The organism is Sphingobacterium sp. Lzh-3 (assembly GCF_046764375.1).
GTDB lineage: Bacteria > Bacteroidota > Bacteroidia > Sphingobacteriales > Sphingobacteriaceae > Sphingobacterium.
In genome coordinates this window covers 2,747,083-2,765,946 of record NZ_CP177226.1, presented here as the reverse complement: position 1 = coordinate 2,765,946, position 18,864 = coordinate 2,747,083, and the positions used below count along the sequence as shown (strand labels likewise).

16 protein-coding genes are annotated in these 18,864 nt (G+C 44.3%); 7 read left to right on the top strand and 9 right to left on the bottom strand.

What is annotated here, in order from left to right:
* Positions 1-3 precede the first annotated feature (3 nt).
* Complete coding sequence (locus ACLCDV_RS11375; RefSeq protein ID WP_411973753.1) at positions 4-843, bottom strand: AraC family transcriptional regulator; 840 nt, start codon at positions 841-843, stop codon at positions 4-6.
* Positions 844-1,248: 405 nt separating this feature from the next.
* On the bottom strand, positions 1,249-1,878 hold the full coding sequence (locus ACLCDV_RS11370) for an NAD(P)H-dependent oxidoreductase (RefSeq protein ID WP_343570531.1): 630 nt from the start codon (positions 1,876-1,878) through the stop codon (positions 1,249-1,251).
* A 200-nt stretch (positions 1,879-2,078) separates the two neighbouring features.
* Here ACLCDV_RS11370 and ACLCDV_RS11365 point away from each other — a divergent pair, with 200 nt between their 5' ends.
* The gene (locus tag ACLCDV_RS11365) at positions 2,079-2,438 is read left to right on the top strand and encodes a helix-turn-helix domain-containing protein (protein WP_343570529.1); all 360 of its coding nucleotides are present in this window, start codon (positions 2,079-2,081) and stop codon (positions 2,436-2,438) included.
* 134 nt (positions 2,439-2,572) lie between these two features.
* Here the strand turns inward: ACLCDV_RS11365 and ACLCDV_RS11360 are convergent, their stop codons facing one another.
* Together ACLCDV_RS11360 and ACLCDV_RS11355 are read right to left on the bottom strand one after the other, a co-directional pair.
* Positions 2,573-3,421 carry a mechanosensitive ion channel family protein gene (locus tag ACLCDV_RS11360; protein WP_411973752.1) on the bottom strand — a complete coding sequence of 283 codons (849 nt, stop codon included), beginning with the start codon at positions 3,419-3,421 and terminating at the stop codon, positions 2,573-2,575.
* A gap of 137 nt (positions 3,422-3,558) precedes the next feature.
* Positions 3,559-3,801 carry a hypothetical protein gene (locus tag ACLCDV_RS11355; RefSeq protein ID WP_411973751.1) on the bottom strand — a complete coding sequence of 81 codons (243 nt, stop codon included), beginning with the start codon at positions 3,799-3,801 and terminating at the stop codon, positions 3,559-3,561.
* Positions 3,802-4,062: 261 nt separating this feature from the next.
* Here ACLCDV_RS11355 and ACLCDV_RS11350 point away from each other — a divergent pair, with 261 nt between their 5' ends.
* Positions 4,063-4,530 (top strand): hypothetical protein, encoded by a 468-nt coding sequence (locus ACLCDV_RS11350; RefSeq protein ID WP_411973750.1) that lies wholly within the window; start codon positions 4,063-4,065, stop codon positions 4,528-4,530.
* 28 nt (positions 4,531-4,558) lie between these two features.
* On the opposite strand, the gene ACLCDV_RS11345 is transcribed toward ACLCDV_RS11350, so the two are convergent.
* Complete coding sequence (locus ACLCDV_RS11345; protein WP_411973749.1) at positions 4,559-5,185, bottom strand: histidine phosphatase family protein; 627 nt, start codon at positions 5,183-5,185, stop codon at positions 4,559-4,561.
* A 139-nt stretch (positions 5,186-5,324) separates the two neighbouring features.
* Complete coding sequence (locus tag ACLCDV_RS11340) at positions 5,325-7,553, bottom strand: HEAT repeat domain-containing protein (protein WP_411973748.1); 2,229 nt, start codon at positions 7,551-7,553, stop codon at positions 5,325-5,327.
* Positions 7,554-7,791: 238 nt separating this feature from the next.
* Between ACLCDV_RS11340 and ACLCDV_RS11335 the strand changes: the two genes are divergently transcribed.
* From ACLCDV_RS11335 to ACLCDV_RS11315, 5 genes are all read left to right on the top strand, one after another.
* Complete coding sequence (locus ACLCDV_RS11335) at positions 7,792-8,412, top strand: hypothetical protein (RefSeq protein ID WP_182981394.1); 621 nt, start codon at positions 7,792-7,794, stop codon at positions 8,410-8,412.
* Complete coding sequence (locus ACLCDV_RS11330) at positions 8,402-11,230, top strand: TonB-dependent receptor (protein ID WP_411973747.1); 2,829 nt, start codon at positions 8,402-8,404, stop codon at positions 11,228-11,230. Before ACLCDV_RS11335 ends, ACLCDV_RS11330 begins: the two co-directional genes overlap by 11 nt.
* A 4-nt stretch (positions 11,231-11,234) precedes the next feature.
* Positions 11,235-12,446: a DUF4876 domain-containing protein gene (locus tag ACLCDV_RS11325; RefSeq protein ID WP_411973746.1), complete on the top strand. Its 1,212-nt coding sequence runs from the start codon at positions 11,235-11,237 to the stop codon at positions 12,444-12,446.
* A gap of 11 nt (positions 12,447-12,457) precedes the next feature.
* Entirely contained in the window at positions 12,458-14,005 is a 1,548-nt protein-coding gene (locus ACLCDV_RS11320; protein ID WP_411973745.1) for a DUF6850 family outer membrane beta-barrel protein, read from the top strand.
* A gap of 490 nt (positions 14,006-14,495) precedes the next feature.
* A complete protein-coding gene (locus ACLCDV_RS11315) occupies positions 14,496-15,158 on the top strand; it encodes a hypothetical protein (protein ID WP_411973744.1) in 663 nt (220 codons plus the stop codon).
* A 50-nt stretch (positions 15,159-15,208) separates the two neighbouring features.
* Here the strand turns inward: ACLCDV_RS11315 and ACLCDV_RS11310 are convergent, their stop codons facing one another.
* The 3 genes from ACLCDV_RS11310 to ACLCDV_RS11300 all read right to left on the bottom strand — a co-directional run bounded on the left by ACLCDV_RS11310 (position 15,209) and on the right by ACLCDV_RS11300 (position 18,561).
* Positions 15,209-15,445, bottom strand: a complete 237-nt coding sequence (locus ACLCDV_RS11310) for a hypothetical protein (protein ID WP_046676052.1) — start codon at positions 15,443-15,445, stop codon at positions 15,209-15,211.
* 169 nt (positions 15,446-15,614) lie between these two features.
* Positions 15,615-16,721, bottom strand: coding sequence for a glycoside hydrolase family 105 protein (locus tag ACLCDV_RS11305; protein ID WP_411973743.1), 1,107 nt, complete (start codon positions 16,719-16,721; stop codon positions 15,615-15,617).
* A 112-nt stretch (positions 16,722-16,833) separates the two neighbouring features.
* Positions 16,834-18,561, bottom strand: coding sequence for a RagB/SusD family nutrient uptake outer membrane protein (locus ACLCDV_RS11300; protein WP_411973742.1), 1,728 nt, complete (start codon positions 18,559-18,561; stop codon positions 16,834-16,836).
* Between the last annotated feature and the right edge of the window lie 303 nt (positions 18,562-18,864).

Here is an 18,864-nt window from a genome sequence, read left to right as displayed (position 1 = left end):
CGATCAATGATATTGTTTACTGAAGGCGCGGGGTGTTATTTGGGTATGCCGTTTGAAGTACCTGGAAAAATAAGAAACGTCCATAAAATTCAATGCATAGGCCGTTTTCTTCACCGACATCCCACTACTTAGCATGTCTTTCGCTTTCAGTATAACGCGATCATTGATCAGGCTAGTGGCATTACGGCCGATATAACGCTTTACAAGATAGTTTAAGTAATTTCTGGAGACATTCAGTTTTTCAGCATAGAAAGAAACTGACCTCTCCCAAACAAAATGTTTATCGATAAGATGTTGGTATTCGGCAAACAAAAAACCACCTTCATAGATCGTTAAATCATCAAAGTATTCTTTAGAGACCCGGCTGATCGAGAATGCGACCACAAATAATTTGGCAATGATCAGTTCTTTAAACATCTTACTGCCTACTATTTCATGCTCAATCCCTTTAAATTCCTTTTTGAGATTGTTGAAATCTTCATCCCCTAAGTCTAGCACCGGAAATTTACGATAAAGCTGCAATGCAAAGCGAAAACCTGCCGAAAACGTTTCAAAAAACTGTGAATGAATAACTAAGCCGCAGCCCTGAATATCGCCCTTGAACTGGTATCGATGAACCTGCCCTGGCTGCAGAAAGTGAAATTGTTGCGGGCGGATTTCAAAATCTACCGAATCAATGGTGTGGACACCAATTCCATGTTCGAAAAGCAGCAGCATGAAAAAATCATGGCTTCTGGGCTGGAGATTGCTTAGTTCTGTTGTGATTGAAAAAAAAAGTATCTCACTTTCTGATTTGAGCTGAATTTTCAGCTCTTCAAAATTGCGTTCAACATGTTTCCCCATATATCAAATTAAAACTATTATAACATAAAACAAATCATCATACTTGGTTGCCTCTCTTTCCTTAGGCAAATCGGCGTAGGCACGAAGAAAAGAGATAAATAAGGTCGAGTTGAAAACGAGTGGAGTGTACCTATACAATCCTTTTATGGAACAACAACCGGTAAAAGAGAAAAGGTGGCCTTCGCATGACCACCTTCCACCTAATGAAAAACAAAAAAATGTCGATGGACATCGCTCTTTTTTTACCTTAATACAAAGGTGACCACTATTGTCGTACATTTTATTTACGCAATCATTAAACTGCTTTACGGATTTATCACACCCGCAGATCTTCTGCCCAAAAAAACAAAAAAGGGACCTATGGAGATCCCTTTTAACAATTAAGCTAATAAGCTAACTTATATATTATAACGTCGTAAACAACTCTTCGTGCGGTCTGCGGACACGATCCAATTTTGACCACCAGTCATTTTCAGGATCACGATGACCGACAGCCATGATCACGGTGCTTCTTAAGCCTTGTGATTTAAGATCCAACAATTCATCCAGGGCTGCATGGTCAAATCCCTCCATCGGTGTTGCATCAACTTTTAGTTCAGCCGCAGCCAATAGTCCGAATCCCAAGGCGATATAAGCCTGTCTCGATGCATCGATAAATTGTTCTTCTTTGGTCTTTTCAGCCAACATGGCCAACAGGTTCAATCGATAAGCATCCGTTGCTGTCGAAGGCAGATTACGGACTTGATTGCTGAATTCAAAAAATCCGTCTACCCGATCTTTCGATATCTCGTCCCATGCTGCAAAAATAAGGATATGTGAGGCCTGCAAGATCTGTGGCTGCCCCCATGCGATGGGTGTTAATTGTTCTCTAATTTCTCTATTGTTAATTACAAATACCTTAAATGGCTGCAAACCTGAGCTTGTTGGAGCCAGTCTAATAGCCTCCAATATCTGGTCTAATTTCTCCTTGTCGATTGTTTCACCGTTAAAACTCTTTGTCGCCGATCTCCAGTTAAGGGCTTCTTTTAATGCCATAATCTTATCTTTTTTAATCCAATTAAAACGCAAATTCACACAATCTTTTTTACCTAAAAAGAATTGCTTAATTTTTATAATGCGACAAAGTTATAGGTTATTTAGTAACAATTTACCACTTGTTACCTACAGGAAACCAGTTACTCTTGAGTAACTAAGTAGTCAATAAAACATTTTATACCTTTGTCTTTTACTTGGGTATGAAAAAAGAAAAAATAGCGATAGAACCACACTGCACTGAGCATTTACGAGGCGTGAAGGATACGATGTCACTACTGGACGGTAAATGGAAGACGTTGATCATCAGTCAGCTCTATTACATCGGAAGAATGCGTTTTATGGACCTGAAAAGACAAGTAGAAGGTATTGCCTCAAAAACACTTTCCAAAGAATTGAAAGATTTGGAGATCAATCAGCTGATCATCAGAACACAAAACAACACGATGCCAGTCTCAGTTGACTACGAGTTAACTGAATTTGGAAAAAGCCTCCATCAAATTATCGATACCATGGGCGAATGGGGAATTAAATATCGGGAACAGATTCTGAAAGCTTTATAAAGCTAAATTTACCGTATCACGATCTGATGGGTAAGGTCCCGTCTGCCAACCTAATCACCTTGTCCGCTCAGAAGCATCTAATTTTACCAGCCGCCCATAAATTCAACGGACAAGGAAATAGCTTCCTTCTCCCATCATGAATTATTTCGGATATGCACATCGCGCTGCGGAAATGGAATTTCAATCCCGGCCTTATCCAAAGCTTCCTTACAGTCAATGATCAGCTGTTCCTGCATGGTCCAAAAGTTTTCGTTGGAGGTCGTGACGCGTACAGAAAGATTGATCGCACTGTCGCCAAGTTCTGTCACCACCACCTGTGGCGCAGGCTCTTTAAAAGCAAATTCATTGTTTCTAACGATGTTGAGGAGTATTTCTTTTGCCTGTTTCAGATCAGCATCGTAGGCAACGCCAATGTCAAACCATGTGCGGCGTGTTCCAAGTTTTGTATAATTGGTGATGCTACTATTTGACAACACGCCATTTGGAACAACCACCTGCTGATTTTGCGGTGTATTTAACTTGGTATTGAAGATATCAATTTCTGTCACCGTACCCGCAATATTTGTCGTGGAGGTTATGTAATCGCCCACACGGAAAGGCTTGAGGAGTAAGATCAGTATTCCGCCGGCAAAATTGGACAAGGATCCCTGCAGGGCCAGACCTATGGCCAGACCTGCCGCACCAATAATGGCCACAAATGCAGAGGTCTGCACCCCCAATTGTGTAACGACAACGATAAATAATAAGATATTTAGAATCCAACTAATGAGATTGCTTAGAAATCGTTGCAGGGAAATATCCATTTGTCGCTTCTCAAATGCCTTGTCGATCATCCGTTTGATTAAGCGGATAATCCAGGATCCGATCAGATAAATAAGTAAAGCGGAAATTACAGCAGTAATAATACGGGGCGCCCAAGCAATGGCAGAGGAAATAAAATTATTCCAATGCTGCTGAACATCGTTCAATTCTAAATTGTTCATAGCAGTATTTATTTTATTAAAAATGTAAGGTTTAGAAACAAAAAGAGTATTATGTTGCTTTTATTCCAATTTAAAGCACATTAAATTACATTTTCTCTAATTTAAACAACTGAGCGGTAGAATTGTTCGGATGAAAATCAAACAATATAGTCTTGTATTATTCCGTATATGGAATTTCGCTGCTGCACCATCTTTTTGTCTGCAGCATTCAACTTAGAAAGCGAAGTATAGCCGATGTCGGTCTGCTCCGTATTGAAACTGATGGGATGAAATTCATGTTCCTGAGCATATTGCTTACAGAGGACTGCGGTAGACTGCTTTTCAAAAGTCGTAATCTGCTTTAGGCTCATCCCAAATCCGGCGCGATTTACCAGGTGCATATTTTTTTTAAAATCGGACATCATCCTGTTTCCTTTTATACCTAAATAACGAATTATTTATAAATGTTTGCTTACAGGAAGATTTGATTTAACAAACATTAAGCTAAATTAACAAAGTGACTACCAAGACAATACTTTCCAACTCCATTTTTTTTCATTAAATTTAATCACATCGGCGCAACAGAGCCCCTTTTTAACATTTCAGCCCTGTTTCACCAGCTAAAAGCCGTTAGTTGATAAACCTTTAAAACAAAATATAAGATGGTAAAATTAATCAACCTTTGGATTTCAGTGTTCATTCTGCTCATTTTTGTGCAATGCCTAGGAATTCAAAATGAGCCATCCGAAAACTTCGACTGGTTATTGGGAAAATGGCAGCGTACCAACGAAGCCAAAGATAAACGGACTTTTGAATATTGGAAGAAAATCAAGGACGCAGAATATGCAGGTTTTGCTTTTACTCTGCAAAACCTGGATACCATCCATCAGGAAAAAATGCAATTATTAAAATCCGACGGCAACTGGAATTTATTGGTTAAAACACCCGATGAGAAAGATTTTATCGCCTTTCAGGTGACTATGATAAAAGATGGTCTATTAGAATGTAACAACGACTCGCTGCCCTTTCCTAAGAAGATCACCTACTGGCGTGAAGGTGAAAAGCTGAAAGCCAATGTCGCTGGCGACAGTGTCCAGATACCCTTCGAATTTAGTAGGATTTCAGAATAAGGCGTAAAAGAATAAACAAAATGGCCTACTACAACTCAGGGGACAAATACGCTGTATCGCTCATCCGCTTAATGATTCTTTTTCCCATTTCTGTTTGGTAAAGAAAAGAAACCCCACCACTGACACCATACAGATCTATCGTATTAAGTACTTCCACGTGCAAGCCCAGCCACATAACATTAAAGATACTTAAACTATCTCCGTGCGAGACAATGATAATATTTTCTTCGGTACTACCTAATATCGTTTCATAGAATGGTAGCATTCTTTGCCATACATCAAATCTGGATTCAGCATCACTAAAACATTTATCATAGATCGATATTTCTTCCTGCTCAATATTATCCCTAAGCCATTGAACAGACTGGCCCACCGCTCTTCCCAAATACCGTTCCTTCAGCGCCGTTGTTATCTGGGGATCTATATTGAACTGCTTTCCTATAATTTCTGCTGTCTGCTTTGCTCTGCTAAGTGGAGATGTATACAGTGAAAAGCTTGTATGTGGAAATTGCGACTTTAAGTTTGCAGCAATATTTTCGGCCTGTTGCCGGCCTTTGTCAGTTAATTCCCAGTCGCTCCATGAACCGATCATGCCATTTTTATGGTGCATGGATTCAGGGTGTTGCACAGTAATGATATTTTTCTTTTGAAACATACACGTAAATGTAGTTATTTAAAAAATGGCAGCAATAAATTGCTACCATCTTAGAAATAATGACAGACACAACGAACAAAATGTTAATCAAATATTACCTGAATTTCTGCGAACCCATCGAGGGTTTCAACAATCACATTTATTTTTTCGAATAACCTTCCATGATGTTCTTTGTTTTCAGACTTTGGTATTTTACCGTTTCTGGTGCATCTGATTTTATTATTTGTTCACAGGCATCGTATATGGCGCGGCGCTGATACGAAAGTGGGAACCAGCTCAGCGCTTCCAGCGCTGTTACACGTATATCCGCCGAGTTACTTTTATCCAGAACGGTCTCAATCAGCACCGGCACCATGCGGTGATAACGGTACAGACGCATGGTACGGATATCATTGAGGCGCTCCTTTTCCTTTTCTTCCTTGTCCAAGATCTTTTTGGTCAGGGTTTGGGTTGTTTTCTCGCCAGAAAGAACAATCTGATCCAGTTTGTCCGCCAAAAGCTTCGCATTGCTCAAGTTGGGATTTTGTCGAATCTGCCGATCGATTTCCTGTTTGACCAGCGCTGGCTCCATAAAACTAAGGGAGGTACGCAGACGGTACCCCACCCGTTCGGAGTGTGGGTCGCTCAGATACAGCTGGATCATATCTTTGACAAAATCATTTCCGCCAAACTCCGCCAGATCATACACTGCCGAACGGCGGATAAACTCATACGAATCGGACTTGGCAGCATGCAATACCTCAAAATAATCCGGATTTTCCAGTTGACGCAATTGTATAAAAGCCTGCGTACGTACGGTTTCAAAGGCCGATTGAAAGTAATACTGTTTCAATAAAGGGCTTACTTCTTTTTCAGGCAATATACGCGAAAGATAGACCAGGGCCAGCGCCTGCAGGTCGGCATCATTTTCCTTCAGCAGCGTGCGCCAGTAGCCTGCATTCCGATCGTGTGAACCGATCGCTGTATTGATTTTCAGCCGCTGATCAGCTGTACCTGCAAAATGAAAGGTTGGGTCACCCAAAATATGCGTTTCCAGATACGCCATGTGTTTCATCCAATTTCCTACACGAACACCATGCTGCAGCAGCCCCATAAGCTCACCCGGCCACAAATCCTGTAGCACCCCTACCGAATTGGCCACCGCCGCGATATTGTCATTGTCTGAAAAAGGATAATAGCCCGCTAGATAATTGGGCAGATGAAAGGAGCCTGTCAGGCAGGAGTTGAGGTAAACCAAAGGCGCTTTGATATGGCCGTCTTTGATATCGTGGATCTGCATATCCATATCGTCATTGAACAGAGAATCTGCCGCTATACTTTTGGGGTCAAAGGCATCGAGCATCCACTTCTCGTTAACACCAAGGGATTCCATAAACGATTTTTTGACCGCTTCCACATCCCTGCCATCCTCTTTTGCAGATCGAAGCTTGGAGCGTAGGTAACGTGCCACATTCTCCATGGAAGGCTGCGGATTGGAGGCCAATGGATAACCATTTAACAGCTGCAACGTGGCTGTACCATGTCCGGTCATATATGCAAAATCCAAGCCCTCCCGCTTCAGTTCATTCAATATATTAAACTTAATGAAGTTGTCCGAGCGAAAATTGATAAACTTGACTGAATTTCCCGGAAGAAACAAAGCGGGCATTTGCGATCTGAGTGCCAGCGCATCGCTGATTGTCGCGTTGACCGAATTGGAGTTATAGCCGTGACCGGTTGAAGCGATCATATCATTTAAGGGGTTGGCCTGTGCTTTCTGCTGAACGACCTTTTTTAAATATGCCTTGATTTTCGCAATAGGATCTTCGCCATTTTCCACGGGCGGCTTGATCCGCGCCGAATAGATATCCATCTGTATATACTGCGGCGAAGCAGCACTTAAGCTATAGTAAAAATAATTGGACCTCGACTTGGCCGTATCCTGTTTGATAAAGTCAAATTGCAGGTCAAAATCATCGTAGTACCGGTCGGATGGTACCGATGACTTATCCCAGCGGATATTTTGCGACATCTTAAAGGCCGAAGTCAAAAACTGTGCGTCCCGTAGCATAGGAATTGGAATATCACCGATCAGTACCGTGCCCTCCAGGGGTTGTTTTTTTGCATACAGGCTCTTCAATAACGTCCGGATCTCGTCCGGTTTGGCCCATTGACTCGAAATAATATAAGTCCCTAATCCATCTTTTTCCACTGCGGCACGATAAGCATCAATCTCAGGTTTTGCCTGATCGTAGGTATGCTGGTCGACAATGATCGCAAAGCTGGTTGGACTTTTTACAGTAGGTTCCTGTATGGATTGCGCATGGAGCTGCTTCACAGCCAATAGACTCAATGCGAGGGATAAACCGGTAAACGTAGTACGCTTCATATTAAGATGTGTTAAAATACGCATAAAGATGCATGCAAATGTACATTAACTTTATTTAAAACGATTAAAAATAATATATTTTATATTGAAATATATTATTTAAAAGCGTATTAATCGTATTTAACTGAAATAATATTTTAAAATTCACTTATTTATAATAAATCTAAATACATATATTTGCAGCATTCTAGTGTCAACAAGCAAAAACAATTAGTCATTAATCGCTAAACGAATATCTATGAAACATCTTATTATCACCCTTGCGCTATCGTGGGGTACCCTGGCTGTATTTGGACAAAAACAGGAACGCAGTCCGCTCGCAAAAGATCTACAGATAAAAATTGCATTACAGGCAGCCCCGGCAGACCAACGCGAAGGCGCCAAAGTATTGGGTTATAACGAAAAAGGCGAGTTTATCACCTTACAGGAAGGCACCGCCACCAATAACCTGATCTGTCTTGCACCCGACTACAAATCTTCCGTTTTATATGCCTACGCCTATCCAAAAAGTTTGGATCCTTTTATGGCCCGCGGCCGCGAACTGATCGCCGAAGGCAAACGCAAACAACGTGATGAAATCCGCGAAGCCGAACACAAAGCGGGCAAATTACCCATCCCGCAGACACCAACCATACTGTACGGCTATTGGGGACCATTAGCCAAACTGAACAACACAACCGGAGAAATCGAAGGTGCACAGCGACGTTATGTGATCTATGTTCCTTATGCAAAAGCAGCCGATATCGGCTTGTCGAGCAAACCGGGTTTACCTGGAATTCCCTGGTTAATGGACGAGGGATCTTACAAAGCACACATCATGATTAACCCCGAAAATATGGGACATAGCCATGGAAAATAACGAACCAGCGTTGATACGGCAAAGATCTATCCTATTCTTTGCCCTATTGACCTTATCAGCATCGCCAACTACGTTCGCCGCTACAACCAACAACACAAAACCGTTGACTGAACGCTCTTTTCAGGACGGCGATATCCGTGGCATAATCACAGAGAAAAGCACCGGCAAGGCACTCAAAGGAGCTACCGTACAAATCAGGGAGCTGGGTCTGTACGCCAAAACCGATGAAAGCGGTCGGTTTACGTTCGACAGCACTCCAAGCGGACAGTACACTCTTGTTGTCAGCTACCTTGGGATGCTGACAGTAGAGCAGACCGTGACTGCCAGCAAAGAGCCTATTGTGATAGCATTGGCCGAAAACTCCATTGCCCTGGCAGACGTTGTGGTCGTTGGTCAGGAAAACCGAAAAGAAGGTGCTACCTCGACCATCATCAACCGTAAGGCCATTGAACATATGCAGGCGACCAACCTGGGTGAAGTACTACAGTTGCTACCCGGTGGAATGACCACGAATCCGAGTTTCACCAACGTCAATAAAACGGGCATACGGAATGTGGGCAATAGCAACCAGACCAACCGTTCTTCGGATTATATGAGCTCCCTGGGTACATCGCTTATCATTAACGGGGCACCCACGTCCAACAATGCCAATTTGCAGTCTTTGGGTTCTGCGGCTATAATAACAGGCACTTCAGGATCCAGCGGTTCAATCGGCAGCTTTTCCACTTCCCAGGGTTTGGGTGCCGATATGCGGCAGTACACAGCCGATAATGTCGAATCCGTTGAAGTCATCCGCGGCATTGCTGGGGTCGAATATGGCGACATGACCTCGGGCGCCATTATCGTGCAGACAAAAGCTGGAAAAGAAGACCTGCAGATCAAAGGACGGATAAACCCGAAGCTTACCCAATTCTGGGCTGGTCAGGGTTTTGATCTCGGAAAAAACAAGGGAACTTTATTTGTCGACCTTGACTACACCCGGGCGAATGACAAGCAGACATCGGCCTATGCCGCCTATAACCGCGTAATCGGTTCAGCGCAGTACAGCAAAACCTTTGGTCAGGAAAAACCATTGTATACAAATACTTATTTCTCCTTTGGTAGCAACCTGGATAACGTCAAAATTGATCCCGATGCCAATGCTGTTCCGCAGCTCAAAAAGTCGCAGGAATACAGTTACCGCTTTTCGACCAATGGAAAATGGAAGGTCAATAAGACCCTGGCCCGACAGTTAAACTATACCGTGTCATTGAATTATTCGCTTCAGAAATCATACATGGAAAATGCTGGAACTGCTGGTATTTCAGCTGTGGGAAACTCGTATAACGATGGTACATTTGAAGCCCCCTATCTACCTGCCAGCTATATCAATAAAGCTTGGGTAGAGGGAAATCCGGTCAATTTATTTGCCAAGATATCGGATGAATTTTATGCCAAAACAGGCCTTTTTACACACCGCGTCCTTGTCGGTACAGATTACCGAATGGATGCCAACAGTGGAAACGGAAAGACCTTTGACCCCAACTTCCCCTACCGCACCAATAACCTGAACGGATACCGTGCGCGGGCCTACAAAGATATACCCGCACTGAATCAGCTCGGTGCCTATGCCGAGGACCGTATGACGGCCCGATTTGGAAAACGCGAACTGGCTATACAGGCCGGTGTGCGTATGGATCAGCTACAGCCTTTCAGTGGCGACGGCAAAACCGCTGTGTCGCCACGGATCAATGTGAGCTACGATCTTCTGCCTGCCTTTACCCTACGCGGAGGCTATGGCATCGCCACCAAGGCACCTACCTTGAACATGCTGTATCCCGAAAATGCCTATTTCGATGTTTTCAGTTTAAACTATTACAAGCAAGATCCCAATGAAGCGCTAGCGCTCCTGACCACACGCGTCTATGAAACAGGCAACGATCAGCTTAAGCTGGCCAAATCCTATAAAAAAGAATTGGGTATCGACTGGAAAGTCGGCAAAGGCCAGCGTTTGAGCATTACCGCTTATCACGATAAGATCGACAATGCCTACGACTATATGACCACCTTAAACAGCTTGCAGTATGCGCTTATTCCGACGTATACCGTACAGCAGGAAGTAGCGGGCGGAAAACCGATTTTGAGTGATATTGTAACCAATACGCCTTATGTATTTACCTATGCCACCCCTACCAACGGTAGGCAGATCATCAACAAGGGGGCTGAATTTGATTTTGATATGGGCCGCTTCGACGCTATCCGCACTTCTTTTCAGCTGACGGGGGCCTATCAGTCGACCAAATCAACGACCAGCATACCTTATATCCTTGCACAGGAGGTGCCCAACAAAACGATGATACGCGTGGGTGTATTTGCGCCACGCGGAACCGACAGCGAGCGACTCATGACCACTTTAAGGGCCATACACCATATTCCCGAACTACGGTTTATCCTGACCCTGACGGCACAGACCATCTGGATCGATAAGGAGCGTAATGTCGACTACTCCAGCCTGCCGATCGGTTATATCCCTGTAGGATCCGACAAACCTATGGACATCGTCTATTTTTCAGAGGCAGAGCGCCAGCAGATCACCTCGGCCGACCGCGATATTTACCTCAGTCTCAGCGACGCAACCTTCCGTACCGAAAGCTGGAAACCACTCTGGCTGTTCAATATGAAATTGACCAAGGAGTTTGCCAAAAATATGGGCTTCTCGTTCTATGCCAACAACTTCATCAACAACAGACCGTTGGTACGGAGTACACGCAATCCCGAACAGTTCACAAAACGAAATATTGATATCTTTTTTGGAACCGAACTGTCTATTAAATTCTAAAAAAATGAAGAAAATCAATTGTTATCTCTACCTGGTTGCGTTGCTCTGTTTATTGAGTGGCTGCCGCAAAGATTTTGCGACGGTCAATACGCTTTCCTATACCCTGGCTGTCCACTACCCCAGCAATTATATTGAATCTTTTGCCGCGAATGCTACGGTAACCCTTAAAAACACCTTTACAGGTCAACAGTCCCAATTGACCACCAATGCAAAGGGTGAGGTCGATCTGCAGGATATTATACCTGGTATCTACACCGTAACGGTAAGCCGGGAGGTGACCGAAGAGGAAAGCATCAGCATCAGCGGACGCCTAGGCAAAGCATTTTTGAATGCCTCCATCCCTTCCCTGCGTATTCAGGAATCCGGAAAGACCGACATTCAGCTGAGCGGCGGTGCCATCGGTGGATTTGTCATCAAGGAATTTTACTATACCGGTAGCCGCACCCCAAATAATTCGTCTTATTTATACGATGGTTTTGTAGAAATCTACAACAACTCGACCGACACCCTATACGCCGGCGGAATCTCCTTTGGAGCGACAAAAGCGGGTTCAACGCTAGCCACCAAATTTATCGACGACCAGCAAAACGTATACCTTGCTTCCCTATGGACCATTCCGGGTACCGCAGGTGTAGATCACCCTGTAGCGCCGGGCAAATCCATTGTCATTGCTGTCGACGGAATTAATCATAAGACAGATCCAAAAGGCAATCCCAATGCACCCACAGATTTAGGGGCTGGAATAGCCGATTTTGAGACCTATTTTAATCCGCCCGGAAATTCCAACGATACCGACTCGCCAGACGTACCCAACGTAACGCTGATCTATAGCTCATCGTTGACCGTTTTTGACTGGCTGCCCGGTGTCAACGGCTCTGGACTCGTTATCCTTTCGCCCGACGACTATGCCAGCTACGAAACTGTTACCGAACCCGGAGCAACGGCTTCAACACGTTATGTCAAAGTTGCCGCAGACAAAGTTATCGACGGCGTGGATTGCGTTGCCAACAGCACCATTACACTGGACAAAAAGCGTTTACCGCTCACGATTGATGCTGGAGTAGCCTTTGTTGGCGGCGGAGCCGGCACCGGAAAGTCGGTTATCCGGAAAGTAAGGGAAGAAATCAATGGCATCAAAGTATTGATGGACACCAACAATTCCTCCAGCGACTTTGCGATAAACGATACCCCTAGTCCCAAAAGTTATTCCAAATAAGCAGGCGCATCATGAACATAAAATATATTTTTTCCCTGGCATTTACAGCCTCTTTCATGCAGTTGCAAGCACAGGAAAATCCGAATATCAGCTACTCCAAAGAAAAGGAAAGCCTGTTAAAACTCAAAAGCAGCGCTTTACTTGGGGAGCTTGACCTACCCGCAGTGGGAAACACCACCTTAGGCTACTTCTATGAAGGCGGAGATTTTAGACATCCATTTACAGGCAAATCGAAACAGGGACTCAATTTTTCGACAGAGAAATTTCAGCGTTCCGGCGACTGGACTCTCTATGGTCGCTTTGACTTTACCACATTGAAAGAGAAGGAGCTGGCCTATGCGTCCCTTGTGAATCCATTTACTGACAATCCCTATCAGCTAGTCGACTCACTAAAGGGCGACTGGAATAAGCAGTTTTATACAATGGGCCTCAAAGTAGCGAGCCCCAGCTTTGCTGGTGGCCGCATGCGTGCCGGCCTCGACCTCTACTATCAGGTTGCTACGGGAGCGCGACAAATGGACCCACGTTCTCTAGATACGGAAAATAAAATCCAGCTAGCACCGAATATTTCCTACAAAATCAGCAAGCGGCATCAGCTTGGGATTGCAGCCATTTATAATTATCAGAAAAATGATCTAAATCTGGTACGTGCCAACGGAAGTCAACAATACAACCTGTATAGACTTCTGGGGCTGGCCGAATACCTTGGGGCATCACCATTCATTATGACGGCAGATATGGAACGCAGCTATCTTGCGCATGCGTATGGCAGCGAACTCAGCTTTCGTTATACCGCCGATCAGTTCAGCTGGTTGCTGTCCGGAAGCTACCTTCGTCATGAGGAAAAGGCTACCGACGGCAGCACCTATCCGATGAAGGCTGGCAAACATCAATACGATCAGTACACAGTGTTATCGGCCATTGATCTAAAACGTGGCGATTACAATCATCACTTCGATTTAAACCTGCTGTATTGTGATATTTCCAATACCGAATACCAGCAATTGCAGCGGACAGACGATCGCAGTTATGAAACTATTTTTGAAGGCAGCTTGAATACAGCACTACGCAGCCAGGCTACTTTGGGGTATATATTGGCCAAAGAAACCAGCGCCTATCGCTCCGACTGGTTTGCCAAGGCCACCGTAAGTTATTCCGGCTGGGACAATCGCTATGCCCTACCGCAAGGAAAAGAAATCGTCGACCGCATGGATATTGGCATCCGCTTTAACAAAGCCCTGTCGCGCTGGGTCTTTGATGTGGCATCCAACTACAATTTTGGCGTAAAAAACGAATGGAGTTATACAGATAAAAGCTATTCGAGCAATTTTGTTGCAAACAGCATTGCCCTGCCTATATACCAGTATTTAACACGCGATCGGGTAGTTAATGCCCTGAGCATACAATACCGGCTTGCCCACTTCGGAAAGAAAAGCAATCAACTTTATCTGAAGGGATCGGGCAGCCTAGAAACAGCGCTGTCTACACCTGGTGGATATGGTGACAACGGAAAATCCCGTTACTCGGCTAGCTTATCCCTAGGCCTACTGACGTTCTGATGAAGATCTTCAGCAATGGAGATCTTCAGCAAGATTACCTAAAAATCTTCTTATTGCGGAGCTCAAGTCTAGTGCTCCGCAATTTTAATGTATTCACAAGACGATTGAAGAACTTAAATTATTTGAAGCGGTCAATTGAAGGAATTAAATTATTTGGAACAGTAAATTAAATTTAAAAAAAACATATTTATGTCAAAAACTCCTCTATTTATCTTAAAAAACCCTTCAATTTTCAACAAAAATTAGTAATATCGTCTAATAAAATTAATTAACACGGACCTCGTGTTGTTTTTATTAAGATAATCAGTTGAATTTCAAAAAAAAAGCAGCAATCTTCATAAAAATCCATCTACAGAGAACACATGATTTGGATATCAACATAAATAAAAGATATGCTGACCAGATAAACAAAGAAAAACAACATCATTATAAAACAATCCTGAACATATCATACAATCAATTAAATTCCTTACGGAATTCTGCAATTAATATGGGAAAAATCACAAATATAGCCTTGGCTGAATGGATGTCCATGCGGATCTTAGAAATTCTTGACAAGACTTCAATGACATTAGCCGGCTTGGCTAATTTTAGCGAGATATCAGAAAGCCGCCTTCAGAGCTACTTCCTCAAAAATTCGACGATTCCTGTGGAAGCTGTAGCAAAGCTCTGTGATTCGCTGTCAATTCCGATGGCCCATTTTTTTGATGAATCAATGCCATTAAGGATAGCTACGGATGCCCACAGTAATTTCGGTCGATTTAGGACCAAATTCTTTCCCTTAGACAAAAAGTTCTTTAAAGACGAAGTCACAGAAAAAAATCAACTCCAAACGACGCAAAAACTGGATCATCGTCATCAGCGGGAATCCGTCATGCATCTGATTTTCGACTCGGATTATTTTCAGGATCCCCGCACCATTGAACAGGTTATCGCTGCTGCTGAAAAAGCCTATCAGATTACTTTTAAGTTTGACCGAATTGCTTCATTACTCCGCAAATATGTGGCAGAAGGTTATCTGGAGCGGAAAGTCCTACCCCGTGGCTTTAGCCGTTCACGGCAATATACCTACTGCAGAACTTCAAAAAAACGACAGACTGACGCGACAGAGGAAATCACTGTAATCGAACGAACAAACGTTTTGAACAGATAATTTTAAACCGGCCCACTATTCAGGGCCGCAGAAATTTGCTAAATCCCAGATTAGGGACCTTCGGTCGCTGATAGAAAAGATGCCTTGAAACCTCTTATGGCCAAGAGATTAAGAACAACCCCTTCGTCACGTCGTAATGTCCGGATGGTAATGGTGCATAGTTTATCCTGAAGATCTGCCGAAATGTATTTCAGATCAGCGATATGACGGCTAAGGTAATTGATCAGTTCAGTGCGTTTTGTGAGCACCTGAGCCGAAACAGAAAAGGTCAGTAAGTAATATTTCATATTCCGTATAAGTTTTTTAATAATTGCGCATTCCGAAATTAAAACCAGATTTCTCATGTCATCGGCCCTATGTTCGCTAAACTGCCGTAAATATAAAAACTTCTGACCATTATATGATAATAGTCAGAAGTTAAATAATAATAGTATTTCCTTACCTTAAGAAATAATCCTATTTCTTTTTTTCCAGTAGTGCATTTATACACCACAGATAAGCCGCCTGCCCGTGGTAATCGCCGGTATGGCGGGGACGGTCATAATAATACTGCTTATCATTCTTTTTATTGGTACCCACACAGATTTCCGCCACTGCACCCTGATCGTCTACATATTTTGCCAGTGCCAGCCAAGCTTTGCGGGCAACGGGACCGTATTGTTTCTCCCCTAGCCAGCCCTGTTTCACCCCCGATATGATCGCATAAGCAAACATCGCTGAACCCGAGGTTTCGGCCCAGCAGTCTGCTTGGTCGATCAGCTGATTCCACATACCATTTTTGCGCTGCTGTTGTTTGAGACTCTTCATCATCTTGCGGTAACCCTTCAATATACGTGGTCGGTCCGCATGATCCTTAGGGAGCATACGAAGCAACTCGGTCATACCAGCTGCCATCCAGCCATTACCTCGCCCCCAGTAGTAAGGGACATCTGGTGCATGATAGAACAATCCATTGGGACGCTGCAGCTCATCCAGATAAAGCACCATTTCCCGAGACGCACGGTCCAGGTATTCGGCTTTTCCAGTTGCTTTAAAAGCAGCGGCCTGCACGATGGTGATCATGTACATATCGTCGATCCAGAGACGCGTCTGCCAGGAGTATCCTTTTTGCGCCCAGTCCTTGGCTTCCTGACTGGCATTTTGTGGAAGCTCCCATTGTGTGTCGGCATAGGGCAAGCCCAGGTCTAGATAACTTTTCTCCTTGGTCAGCTGATAAAGCCGCAAAGGGAGGCTACCGAACATATTCAAGTCGACGTGGTTTTTAATGGGCAGCAGCTGCGGCTCACTTGCCGTTAATTTGGAGAACCGCTCCTCCATAGCCTGCATCAACTCCTCATCGCCCGTTAAATGCGCATAATTAATGGCACCAGTCCAATAGAAAGTCTCGGGATAACTGATCCATTTCCCTGCATGCAGCATATGTTTGCCCGCAATAAAGCGGTGTGCAATGCGATGGCCGATCTCCTTGGGGTCTGCCCCAGTAGAAAACTTTGCCAGATCTGTTTGTGCACTTAAAAATTTAATCGGGAGAAACAATAAAAACAAAAAGATTTTCTTGATCATACGAACTGGTTTAATGTAATTACAAAATGGTTTTTTAGTATAAAATACGGTGTTTAAAAAATCCCGAGCCGATGGTCGCAAGTGAACATCGGTTCAGGATCATTTGGACGGACTATTCTGCTTTGGCTTCATCTGCTACGGCATCCTCCCATTTATCCCAGACGGGCGTAGCGGGATTATAACCATCGTAGCCATAATTTTGCTTTAGTTGCCCTTTAATATTGGAGGTAATCGCGACATTAGGAATCGGCCAGTACATATTCTTTTTATCCATCGTGTATTTGATATCGCTTAGCCCGGTGGCATTGACATGAATAACACCTTTGTTGTAGAGGCTATAATGCATGATGCGCTGGTACCAGTAACTTCCGCCACTGGCATCTGTACCGCTCTGTTTATCAAAATTATCCAGATTGTACATATTTCCCCATTCATCCGGTTTACCGCTACGCGCCAGGCATAGTGACACCCGTTTCAATTCCACATTGCGCCACTCCTCCCAGTAGAGCTCACGAGCCCTTTCGTTCATAATATCCCCGATGTTTGCCGCTCCCTGGTAGAGCTCGGTACATTTTGCACGCTGGCGGACAGCATTTAAATCATCTTTTATCGTTCCATCGGCCGGATTGATATAATATTTCGCTTCGGCGCGCAAAAGATAAGCTTCCGCAAGCCGATAGAGGTACCAATCGGCTACTCCCCCATTGGTAGCACCCCTTGCACCATCTGAACCGCTGATATTGGCTTCACTTACGGGATCATCCAGGAAAAATTTATAATGCGGCACATCGTACCAGCGGCGAATGGTGTCGCTGCAAAGGAGCTTGCCGGTTGCGGGATCTTTCAGAGTGACTGGTTTCCCAAAATCTTTGGAAGCCTTATTATTTACTTTGTAATCCTCCATCCGTACCCAGTTACCCATCTTGGAACTGTGGCGCAGGTCGCCTTCATCCGGCCTACCATTGACAGACCATAGCCCCTGCGTCTGGAATGATGTCGGGCGGAAAGTTGCGATCCCACGGCCAAAGGCGCGCATATAGTCATATTTTGCATTGTAATCCCCGCTATTCCGCTTGATGTTCAACAAAGCCTGTTTCCCATCGGCAGTCTGTATCCGGCTGTCAAAGACAAAGGGGTATAAGATCCGCATGGTCAACATTTTAACGAAAGACTCCGCATCTGCGCCACGGTTGGGCATCCCCATGATCACCTCGCGGTTGCTGGCGATCAATTTGTTTTCGGGGCGGTGCATATCCCAGATCACGTTACGTGTGATGGGCCAGGTCTGCGCCTCGCCCCCATCGTTAAAGGTGCCGAAGCTTTCGGTCATCAAAGCATAGCCCGACTGATCAATCAGGATATCCGTCTGCTCTTTGGCTTTCTGATACTCCCCTATAGCCAAGTAACATTTTGCCAGCAACATGCGGCAGGCCCCTTTGTTGATCAGTCCGATCAGGCTCATATTTTTCTGATCTGGCACCCATTGTACGGCGAACTCCATATCCTTGGTAATCATCTGCAGAATGGCATCACGCTTGGTGCTCTGGTAATTTTGTTTGGGTACGTCGATGATGGTCGTCACCAAAGGTACATCGCCGTATTCAAAGACCAAAGCCATATAGCGGAAAGCCCGATGGAAATATGCACGCCCTTTGTAGGCATTCCTATCCTGCTCACTCAAGGTCTGCACCTGGTCTACATATTTGATAATGGTATTGGCGTAACTGATCCCTTTGTAGGTTTCATCCCACAAATACCAAAGGCTGTTGGAGCGGTCGAGGTTCTGGTGCGTCGAGTTGTCACTTGTCGGAGTCAGCATGTTGGCCACGTCCGCCATCATGCTGCGTTTATCAGTATTGCTGGCCACCATCAGTTCGGAAAAGATATACTCGGTGCCCAGGGTCAGCATCTCGTTATTGTCCGTAGCCCAATAGCCCTTGAGGTGACGGTCGCAGATAGCCATGGCCGACAGCAGGCCCGATTCGGTGTTAAAAGTTTCGTTCGGCATATAGATCGACAGAGGGTCGGGCTGCAGAAATTCCTTCGAGCAGCTGCTTATCGCTAGCGTTCCGGCCAGTAAAAAGGCGATGCCCCTGCCGACGGATTTGTTTTTTTTCAATGTATTGTTCATGTAAATCACAAT

What these genes read in the sequence shown, in the direction of transcription:
- ACLCDV_RS11320 (WP_411973745.1), top strand. Translation starts at nt 12,458, where the DNA reads ATGAACATAAAATATATTTTTTCCCTGGCATTTACAGCCTCTTTCATG.
- ACLCDV_RS11345 (WP_411973749.1), bottom strand. Translation starts at nt 5,185, where the DNA reads ATGTTTCAAAAGAAAAATATCATTACTGTGCAACACCCTGAATCCATG.
- ACLCDV_RS11365 (WP_343570529.1), top strand. Translation starts at nt 2,079, where the DNA reads ATGAAAAAAGAAAAAATAGCGATAGAACCACACTGCACTGAGCATTTA.
- ACLCDV_RS11340 (WP_411973748.1), bottom strand. Translation starts at nt 7,553, where the DNA reads ATGAAGCGTACTACGTTTACCGGTTTATCCCTCGCATTGAGTCTATTG.
- ACLCDV_RS11325 (WP_411973746.1), top strand. Translation starts at nt 11,235, where the DNA reads ATGAAGAAAATCAATTGTTATCTCTACCTGGTTGCGTTGCTCTGTTTA.
- ACLCDV_RS11305 (WP_411973743.1), bottom strand. Translation starts at nt 16,721, where the DNA reads ATGATCAAGAAAATCTTTTTGTTTTTATTGTTTCTCCCGATTAAATTT.
- ACLCDV_RS11315 (WP_411973744.1), top strand. Translation starts at nt 14,496, where the DNA reads ATGGGAAAAATCACAAATATAGCCTTGGCTGAATGGATGTCCATGCGG.
- ACLCDV_RS11360 (WP_411973752.1), bottom strand. Translation starts at nt 3,421, where the DNA reads ATGAACAATTTAGAATTGAACGATGTTCAGCAGCATTGGAATAATTTT.
- ACLCDV_RS11370 (WP_343570531.1), bottom strand. Translation starts at nt 1,878, where the DNA reads ATGGCATTAAAAGAAGCCCTTAACTGGAGATCGGCGACAAAGAGTTTT.
- ACLCDV_RS11350 (WP_411973750.1), top strand. Translation starts at nt 4,063, where the DNA reads ATGGTAAAATTAATCAACCTTTGGATTTCAGTGTTCATTCTGCTCATT.
- ACLCDV_RS11375 (WP_411973753.1), bottom strand. Translation starts at nt 843, where the DNA reads ATGGGGAAACATGTTGAACGCAATTTTGAAGAGCTGAAAATTCAGCTC.
- ACLCDV_RS11355 (WP_411973751.1), bottom strand. Translation starts at nt 3,801, where the DNA reads ATGCACCTGGTAAATCGCGCCGGATTTGGGATGAGCCTAAAGCAGATT.
- ACLCDV_RS11310 (WP_046676052.1), bottom strand. Translation starts at nt 15,445, where the DNA reads ATGAAATATTACTTACTGACCTTTTCTGTTTCGGCTCAGGTGCTCACA.
- ACLCDV_RS11335 (WP_182981394.1), top strand. Translation starts at nt 7,792, where the DNA reads ATGAAACATCTTATTATCACCCTTGCGCTATCGTGGGGTACCCTGGCT.
- ACLCDV_RS11330 (WP_411973747.1), top strand. Translation starts at nt 8,402, where the DNA reads ATGGAAAATAACGAACCAGCGTTGATACGGCAAAGATCTATCCTATTC.
- ACLCDV_RS11300 (WP_411973742.1), bottom strand. Translation starts at nt 18,561, where the DNA reads ATGATGGCGGACGTGGCCAACATGCTGACTCCGACAAGTGACAACTCG.